Origin of the sequence: Micromonospora sp. LOL_013 (genome assembly GCF_048060315.1) — a bacterium.
In the GTDB taxonomy this organism is placed as follows: domain Bacteria; phylum Actinomycetota; class Actinomycetes; order Mycobacteriales; family Micromonosporaceae; genus Micromonospora_E.
In genome coordinates this window covers 45,353-52,996 of the sequence record NZ_JBHMIQ010000046.1, presented here as the reverse complement: position 1 = coordinate 52,996, position 7,644 = coordinate 45,353, and the positions used below count along the sequence as shown (strand labels likewise).

Below are 7,644 nucleotides of genomic sequence, written 5' to 3'. Positions count from 1 at the left end.
CACCCTCGGAGCAAGCCGATCACGTGATCGGCGACTCCCTCACGCCCGCCGCACCACCCAATACAGAAATATCAACCAACGCGACCAGATCGCCACACTCACCGCCGAACTCGGCCGCGTCGACAGCGAACTGGCCGCCCTGGCCACCACCCGCACCACCCTGCGCACGCTCGCCGCCACCGAGTTCACCGCCGACGACCCGACGATCGCCAGCACCCCCTACCAGCAGATCCTGGAAGTCCTCGCCGCCGCACCCGCCGGAATGCGGGCGAAGGGCATCTGCTCGCACTCGGCGTCGAACCCTCACCGAAGCACGTCGAAGGCACCCGCGCGAAGCTCAAACGCATGGTCAACCGCCGCGTCCTGACCGAAGACGAACCCGGAGTATTCACTCTCGCCCCGAAAAGGACGTAATCTTCCGAACTGGCCTCTGACGGCACGTGGGTGCCGGACACCCGCGCGGTCGACCACCTCATCGGCGACTGGGACGCCACCACCCGGCAGCGCACCAACGGCTGCGGCCTGCACTCCGTCGCCGAAATGGCATGGCGTGCCGATCCCACCCAGCCGATCGCGCCGACCGTCAACCCCGGCATCGACCCCGGCGGCGGTCTGCTCATCGACTGGCTCCTGGCCAACGACGCCATGACACCCCACGTCCTGCCCGGCACCTACCGCGTCCACCTACCCGACCCCGGCCAGCCGCCGCCATCGGACCACCGACTGGTCACCTGTTCCCTCACCCTGGACACCCCTCCCGAGGAGCGGCGATGAACCCCACCACCAGTAGACGGGGCATCCTCGCCGCGTGTCTGGCCGCCGCCGTACTCGTGAGCGTCGCCGGCGGGTGCGGGACCGACACCGAGGACCCGCGGCCCGACCCGACACCGCCGTATGACGAGATGCCCCTCAACCTGTGCAGCCGGCTGCGGTCGGAGGACCTGTTCCGGCGATTCGGGCTCACCCTCGCTCCCGCCCGGGACCACCACACGACCTACAGCGTGGGACGGACCCACTGGTTTGCGAACTGCATCTACGTCGCCCACGCCACCGACGGGCGTTTCACCACCAAACTCGGCGGCTTCAAACCCGTCGGCGGAATACAGGTCCGGGTCTACGACGACGTTCCAGGCGCGGTCGAGGCGTACAACCAGGACGCCGTCCGCTACATCGACCTGTGGGACGACACCACACCCGGCACCACCACCGCCGACCTCACCGGCTGGTGGGAGGACAGCGGAATATCGTTCGCGAAACCGTCGAAGACCTGGACGCGAGCAGCACCACCGGCGGCGGCCTCGGAGCCACCCAGATCGACATCACTCACCTCGTCCGCGACGAGAACCTGGTCGTGATGTCGTACGTGCAGGCGCTGACACCCACCGCAGAGACGGACACGGCGCTCGCATTCCTGCACGACCTCACCGACACGCTGATCGACCAGACAGCCAGACGCCTCGGCCGCCAGCCAGACGGCCCGACCGACCGATAGAGGGGATAACCTTTGACTGCGGTGATGACGGACTACCACGGCCACCGCGAGCCGTTGCCCGACCCCGGCCGCGCCGTCGCCGAATACGCCGCCACAGGCCGCCGACCCACCTGCCTCACCTGGCAGGCAGAGCACCAATGACCCGGGGTGATGCCGGGAAGGGGTTGGGGCGGCGCGATCGACTCTTGCGGGAGATCGACATGGAGATGGTGCAGCGCCGCCCGAGCGCAGCATATGACAGGCCGCGTCGAGCACCTCGGGCTCACAACCGTTCGGGTCCACCAGCCCCGCCCGGCACACGGGCGTTGTGGGCGGTCAGGCCCAGGCTGCACACCGACGGCCGACCCGTCGCGTACCGGCGGGGCGTTCTTTCACCACGCGGCTGTTCATGACCACGGCCGTCGATGGCATCGCTGACCCGAACGCCGCGCCGATCGTCGACGCGCAGGTCGCCAACCGGCTCCGCACCCAGCGGCTGGCGTCTCTACGCGTGAACCGGACGCCCGACGACGAGCGGTACCTGGAACTGCTGAAGGACCGGGCCAGCGGACAGGGCGCGCGCCAGCGGTGCGGCCATCGCCGACCACGACCAACCGCAGCCGGTAGTTGACGAACTTCTACATGAAGCCGCCCGGAATGGCCGGGTTGCACCCGGCGGCGAGCATGGTCACCCGGCCCGGCCTCCCCCAACCCCCCCGCCCTGGATACCACACCCTGTAGTCCGGGCTGCAGCCGTCGACGCCGACGCGGTCGTGGGCGTCTTGGGTGTTCGCTGGGTGCTCCCCGCATAGCGGGTCATATCCGACGAATTTGGCCGGATAAAGAACAGATCAGCCATCGACTGGTGGCTATTTTCCCAGGTCATGTGGTGGGCCGCCTGGGACTCGAACCCAGAACCTAAGGATTAAAAGTCCTCAGCTCTGCCGATTGAGCTAACGGCCCGTCAAGGGCCAACCCTACTCCGCCTGGCCGCGGCTTCTGCACCCGCCCGTCTGCTGCCCGGGTCTGGGGCTGTCGCGGCTGACGGGTGACGTCCGGTGACGCGTCGGGCGATCTGGTGTCCTCAGTCGCAGGTTGGGCGTGGGCGCGGTGCAGGGCGTCGAGCCATTGTGGCTGGTGCGAGCCGGCTACCCGTCCGAGGCGACCGATGTCGGTGGCGACGATCGCGTACCGCCAGCCGGTGGATCGTTCCAGGGCGGTGAGGTTCTTCGCGTGCCGGGCCGAGGGTCTGGTGCGTCGCACGATCAGCCGTAGCCCGGTGTTCCAGTTGTCGAGGCGCTGGTCGAGGCCGGTCAGCTCGGCGGTGTGTGCCTGTCCGGTGGTGGCGGTGCCGTCCTGGCCGAGGCTGTCGGTCCACGCGGTCTCGGGTAGCCGGGCGATGGCGGTCTCGTCGGCGTCGGTGATGGCCCAGCCGACGGTGAAGCGCACGTTGCGTCGTGTCCGGTTCAGCCGCTCCAGGTGTGTCATGAGGTCGTGGGTGGCGCCGGCGCCGTCGACGCGGATCAGGATCTTCCGCCGGTAGGACGCCGGTAGTTGGGCGATCGCGTCGTCGAGTACCCGGATGTGGTCGCTGACGGTGTTCGATCCGGCGTTGCCGGGGCGCAGCGGCATGGCCAGGCTTTCCGTGGTGTTGGCGCACCACGCGCCGAGGGGGTGGTGTCCGTAGCCCTTCTTGAACGTGGCGGCCGCGCCCTGCTCGTCGCTGTGTGCGGTGATCAACGTGGCGTCCATGTCGATGACCACCCATCCGATCAAGGGTTTCCCGGCCACGGTCAGCCACGGAACCCCTGCGGGCGGCGGGCGAGGAGGTCCCACACCCGGACGCGGACCTTCGCCCGCGCGGTGGCGATCCGGCGCAGCGATGTCTCGTCCAACCCTGCCAGGGCGCGGCGGACGGTCGATTCCGAGGGCGGATCCGCGAACAGCAGGGCCTGACGCGCCAGCAGCCCGATGTCGGACATGCTCGTCGCGCCGAGCACGATCGCGGTCGCCAGACAGACCAGCACCGTGCCCCGGTCCCACCACCCCGGCCCGCTCCCGCGCGGCAGGACCTTGTTCAACGTCGAGGTCAGACCGGTCCGGTCCGCGCACTGCCGTAGCAGTACCGCGCCCGCGTGCCCGACCAGACCCTTGCCGCCCACGGCTACCCGCAAACCGTGTGGCCCATCCCGTACTCTTACTCACCGGAAAGGTGCACCGGTTTCTGCTATGGATATGACTTCGACACTCACATCCTTGCAGGCCAGGTGCATCTTTCCCTTACCGGCCTCGATGACCTAATTCTCCCGCTGACTGGGGGAGGCTGGTGGGTGAAGCGGAGCTACCGCTGGAGCGCGTCCGTTTCAATGCCCGCCGGCTGCTCGGGCTGCGCCTGGCGGCGGCGCTTGAGGATCATGTCCCGCACAGTACGGCGCAGGTCCGGCGGGATCAGCCAGATCTGGGTGAACGTGAGGTAGTCCAACGTACCCGGCTGCCCATGCCGGCGCGCCTCACGCAGCAGTGTCGCGAAGACCTTGCCACTGCGGGTCGGTGCCGCCATCGAGCTGATCACGCTCATTGTGAGCGCGGCGTACGCGCGGGGCGTCATCAGCGGACGGCTGCGCCGCAGCCACTCGAACTGTGCCTGCCACGGCGAGTCCAGGCTGATCCGTGGCCGGTTCTCATCCTGATGCCAGATGACCAGCGGCTCGTCGGCGAAGGTGAGCGCGACGTCGTCGTGGCTCAGTGCGCGCAGCGACCAGTCGAGCTCCTGCATCCGGGGCACCGTCGGATCGAACGGCACCCGGCGGAACAGCTCGGTCGGCGCCATGATCGTCGACGTCTGGATGAAACCGTCGCCGTGGAACAGTCCGCGCCGGACGGTGAAGTACTCGCTCGGCGGCTCACCCGGATCCGGTAGCCGCCGGGGAATCACGAACTCGGCCCGTGGGGTCCGGTTGACCAGCCGGCTGGCGACGATCGGCAGCGGCGCGCACGCCACGCGGGCCACGTCGAGCTGGGCGGCAAGCTTGTGCGGCAGCCATTCGTCGTCGTCGTCGAGCAGCGCCACCCAGGGCGCGCGGGCCTGCCGTACCCCGGCGTTGCGGGCCGCCGGCGCGCCGCCGCTGGCCGGCAGCTCGACCACCCGCAGCCGGGCGTCGGCGACCGCGTCGAGCGCGGACCGGGTCGCCGCGTCGGGCCCGTCAACCACGACGATCACCTCGATCTCCTCGACGCTCTGCGCCAAGGCGCTGCGAGCGGCGCGGGTCACGAGGTCCGGGCGGTTGCGGGTCGGGATGACCACACTGACGGCTGGGGTATCGGACATCACGCCTGACGATGGCGACCGTGAGCGACCGTTGGGTGAAATCTGGGTAGTCATCATCCGTACGGGTCGGGAACACCCTCGGCGATCGGACGACGCACCGGCGCCGACCCGGCATCCGGCCCCGGCGCCTGGCTTGTCGAGGCCCGAGGAGTGGACCGGATCGGCACCGCACCCTGGCTAGACTCCGGCCGCAGCCTGTGGAGGGAGCGGTGTGACCAAGGTTCTGTTCATCGCGGCGTGGGGACGCAGCGGCACCACCATCTTGGACAACATTCTCAACTCGTACGAGTCGGTCTTCACCGTCGGTGAGCTCACCTACCTCTGGCTACGCGGGCTGCAGCAGCGCCGGCCGTGCGGCTGCGGCGTCCCGGTCCCCGAATGCCCGCTCTGGCAGGAGATCCTCCGCGCCGCGTACGGGAACGACCCGCCGTCGGCCGCCGAGGTGTACGCGCTGCAGCGGCGCGCGCTGCGGGTCCGCCACACGCCCGCCCTACTGCGTGCCCGGCCCGGCCCCGACGTCGAGCGCTACCGACGGCTGATGGCCTCGCTCTACCGTGCCGTCGCGGACGTCACCGGGGCCACGTTGATCGTCGACTCGTCCAAGTCGCCCGCCGACGCCGCGATGCTGTCGGGTGTCGCCGGCGTGCAGCCGTACCTGCTGCACGTGGTGCGCGACCCGCGAGCGGTGGCGTACTCCTGGTCCCGGACGACCTCCCACCACGATGCCTCGACCCCCGGCCTGACCCACCACCATAGCCCGGCCGAAAGCAGCCGGCTGTGGCTCGGCTGGAACCTGCTGATCGAGCGGACCGCCCGCGCCTTTCCCGGCCGGCACCGACGGTTGCGGTACGAGGACTTCATGATCGAGCCCCGGGGCACCGTCGAAGGTCTGCTCCGCTTCGTCGGCCTGCCGGAGGAGGTCGTCTCGCCGCCGGCCGGCGGGCCGTTCGTCGACCGACGTACCGTGCGACTGCGGCCCAACCACACGGTCTCCGGCAACCCGAGCCGGTTCCGCGCCGGCGAGGTGTCGCTGAAACTGGACGATCGCTGGATCGACCAGCAGGCCCGGGGCCAACGGCTGATCTCGACCACGGTGTCGATGCCGTTGCTGCCCCGCTACCGCTACCCGCTGTGGCCGGCTCTGCGCCGCACCACCGACCCGGCCCACTGAGCCCGTACCCGCCGGCCCGCCATCCAGGCGACCACCACCGTCGCCTTGGCCAGCGACCGTACGCCGGCCACCTCGACCGTGGTCGGCACCAGCGCGGCGGATGCCCGGCGACGCCGGGACGGCCGGGGTATGCCGTTCGCCAGGTCGGCCAACTCGAACCCGGTGAGGTCCACGACGCCGACCTCCTCGGCAGGCACGTCGCGGTGCCCGTACACCGAGGTCACCGCGTCGAACAGCGGCTCGTCGGCGGAGCGCACCCAGCGCGCCCGGCTGAGCGCCGCAGTCCGCCACAGCCGTACGCCGGCCTCCCGCGCCGGGTCCGCTCCGGGCTCGCCGACGTCAACCCGGACCACACCGGCCTGGTGGCGGTCGGCGACGTCGATCAGGCGTCGCAGGGCGTCCGGTGCCAGACCGTACGCGGCCGGCAGGTCCAGCAGGTACGGCGCGGGAAAGACGCTGCCGGGCCGCTCGGTGGCCAGCCGGACGCGTGGTTCACCCCGGTAGGTCGCGGCGATCAGTCGCAGGTCGCGCAGCGGGTCGGTGAGCACCCGTACCCGCGCGTCGTCGAGCTGATCCCATGGGCCGACCAGAGTGACCCGGATGTCGTGTTCGCTGCCGCGCAGCACCGAGTCGACGGCCGCCCGTACCCGTTCCAGCGGCTGGTCACCGACTGCCGTGACCACCTCGACGAGCGGGACCGACCAGGATGTCCCGCCCACCTTGCGCCAGCTGCGTGGGTACGGGATCCGGTCGGCGAAGAACGGGCGGTTCCAGCGGGCGATCTCTCTGCGGGCGCGCATCACGTGGGTGCGCCCCAGGTGCCAGCTCCGCGCGGCCGGCTCCGGCACGAACACGGCACCCGCCTGGGCGAGCCGGTAGCCGAACTCGGTGTCCTCGCCCAGCCGCAGCTGCGCGTCGAACCCGCCGGCCCGCTGGTACAGGTCGCGGCGTAGCGCGGCGGTCGCGCCGACGTGGATCTTGAACGCATGATGGTCGGCGATGCGCAGCTGGTCGGTCTGGTTGACGTACCGCTCGACGTAGCTGTGCGGCTCACCGGGGTTGCCACCGAACAGGTCCGCTGCCGCGCCGCGAGCCAGCGTCCGCGCGACCGTCTCCGCCGACGGCCACCGCCCGTCGCCGTCCGGGTCGACGAAGCGCTTGTAGCCGAGGGTGACCGCGTACGGCAGCACATGCTGCCAGCGGACCTGGGCCGCCACATGCTCGGGAAAGGCGATCATGTCGGCGTCCAGCCAGTGCAGGATCTCGCCGGTGCTGTGCGCGACGCCGCAGCGCAGGGCGGCGGCCCGCCCCCAACCAGCCTCGCCGCCGGCACCGACCCGGACGATCTTCGTCCGCGCCGGCCGGACCTCGGGCAGGGTCAACGGCGGGTCCGAGCCGTCGTCGGCCACGACGACCTCGAGCAGGTCTGCCGGGTACGTCTGCCGGCTCAACGACGCCAGGGTCAGATCCAGCGTGGGTTGGCAGTTGAAGGCCGGGATGACGACGCTCACCGTCATCGTGGGCCGCCAGCTGTCCAGATCGGGTACGGCCACCGACGACCAGTCGTTGCGGACGACCCGTGGGACGACGCCCGCCGGCTGCCGGACTGCCCCGGATCCGTCGAGTGTCCCGGACCCGTCCGTTGTGGTTGATCCGTCTGCCTGCGCCACGGGC

Annotated in this window: 10 protein-coding genes, 1 tRNA gene and 1 pseudogene; 7 read left to right on the top strand and 5 right to left on the bottom strand. The window is 70.4% G+C overall.

Going from position 1 to position 7,644, the window contains the following annotated elements:
- The 6 genes and pseudogenes from ACFHWS_RS25000 to ACFHWS_RS24975 form a co-directional block, all read left to right on the top strand.
- Positions 1-367 (top strand): annotated as a pseudogene (locus ACFHWS_RS25000) (hypothetical protein); the annotation flags it as partial.
- Positions 368-444: 77 nt separating this feature from the next.
- Positions 445-774, top strand: coding sequence for a hypothetical protein (locus ACFHWS_RS24995; protein ID WP_416550745.1), 330 nt, complete (start codon positions 445-447; stop codon positions 772-774).
- Entirely contained in the window at positions 771-1,355 is a 585-nt protein-coding gene (locus ACFHWS_RS24990; protein WP_416550746.1) for a hypothetical protein, read from the top strand. The genes ACFHWS_RS24995 and ACFHWS_RS24990 overlap by 4 nt, the downstream gene beginning before the upstream one ends.
- Entirely contained in the window at positions 1,355-1,492 is a 138-nt protein-coding gene (locus ACFHWS_RS24985; RefSeq protein WP_416550747.1) for a hypothetical protein, read from the top strand. The genes ACFHWS_RS24990 and ACFHWS_RS24985 overlap by 1 nt, the downstream gene beginning before the upstream one ends.
- A 24-nt stretch (positions 1,493-1,516) precedes the next feature.
- Positions 1,517-1,633, top strand: coding sequence for an Imm1 family immunity protein (locus ACFHWS_RS24980; protein ID WP_416550748.1), 117 nt, complete (start codon positions 1,517-1,519; stop codon positions 1,631-1,633).
- A gap of 247 nt (positions 1,634-1,880) precedes the next feature.
- Positions 1,881-2,102, top strand: a complete 222-nt coding sequence (locus ACFHWS_RS24975) for a hypothetical protein (RefSeq protein ID WP_416569217.1) — start codon at positions 1,881-1,883, stop codon at positions 2,100-2,102.
- 256 nt (positions 2,103-2,358) lie between these two features.
- Here the strand turns inward: ACFHWS_RS24975 and ACFHWS_RS24970 are convergent.
- From ACFHWS_RS24970 to ACFHWS_RS24955, 4 genes are all read right to left on the bottom strand, one after another.
- Positions 2,359-2,434: transfer RNA gene (locus ACFHWS_RS24970), tRNA-Lys, on the bottom strand.
- Positions 2,390-3,235, bottom strand: coding sequence for a transposase (locus ACFHWS_RS24965; RefSeq protein ID WP_416569219.1), 846 nt, complete (start codon positions 3,233-3,235; stop codon positions 2,390-2,392). Before ACFHWS_RS24965 ends, ACFHWS_RS24970 begins: the two co-directional genes overlap by 45 nt.
- A gap of 29 nt (positions 3,236-3,264) precedes the next feature.
- Positions 3,265-3,633, bottom strand: a complete 369-nt coding sequence (locus ACFHWS_RS24960) for a hypothetical protein (RefSeq protein WP_416550750.1) — start codon at positions 3,631-3,633, stop codon at positions 3,265-3,267.
- Between the two features lie 179 nt (positions 3,634-3,812).
- The gene (locus ACFHWS_RS24955) at positions 3,813-4,799 is read right to left on the bottom strand and encodes a glycosyltransferase family 2 protein (RefSeq protein WP_416550751.1); all 987 of its coding nucleotides are present in this window, start codon (positions 4,797-4,799) and stop codon (positions 3,813-3,815) included.
- A 211-nt stretch (positions 4,800-5,010) separates the two neighbouring features.
- On the opposite strand from ACFHWS_RS24955, the gene ACFHWS_RS24950 reads away from it, so the two are divergent.
- Positions 5,011-5,970, top strand: coding sequence for a sulfotransferase family protein (locus tag ACFHWS_RS24950; protein ID WP_416550752.1), 960 nt, complete (start codon positions 5,011-5,013; stop codon positions 5,968-5,970).
- Here the strand turns inward: ACFHWS_RS24950 and ACFHWS_RS24945 are convergent.
- Positions 5,922-7,640 carry a glycosyltransferase gene (locus ACFHWS_RS24945; RefSeq protein ID WP_416569216.1) on the bottom strand — a complete coding sequence of 573 codons (1,719 nt, stop codon included), beginning with the start codon at positions 7,638-7,640 and terminating at the stop codon, positions 5,922-5,924. The two genes, ACFHWS_RS24950 and ACFHWS_RS24945, sit on opposite strands and share 49 nt — an antisense overlap.
- Positions 7,641-7,644: the final 4 nt, after the last annotated feature.

Coding starts and splice junctions, on each gene's coding strand:
- ACFHWS_RS24980 (WP_416550748.1), top strand. CDS start 1,517: ATGACGGACTACCACGGCCACCGCGAGCCGTTGCCCGACCCCGGCCGC.
- ACFHWS_RS24985 (WP_416550747.1), top strand. CDS start 1,355: ATGTCGTACGTGCAGGCGCTGACACCCACCGCAGAGACGGACACGGCG.
- ACFHWS_RS24975 (WP_416569217.1), top strand. CDS start 1,881: ATGACCACGGCCGTCGATGGCATCGCTGACCCGAACGCCGCGCCGATC.
- ACFHWS_RS24990 (WP_416550746.1), top strand. CDS start 771: ATGAACCCCACCACCAGTAGACGGGGCATCCTCGCCGCGTGTCTGGCC.
- ACFHWS_RS24955 (WP_416550751.1), bottom strand. CDS start 4,799: ATGTCCGATACCCCAGCCGTCAGTGTGGTCATCCCGACCCGCAACCGC.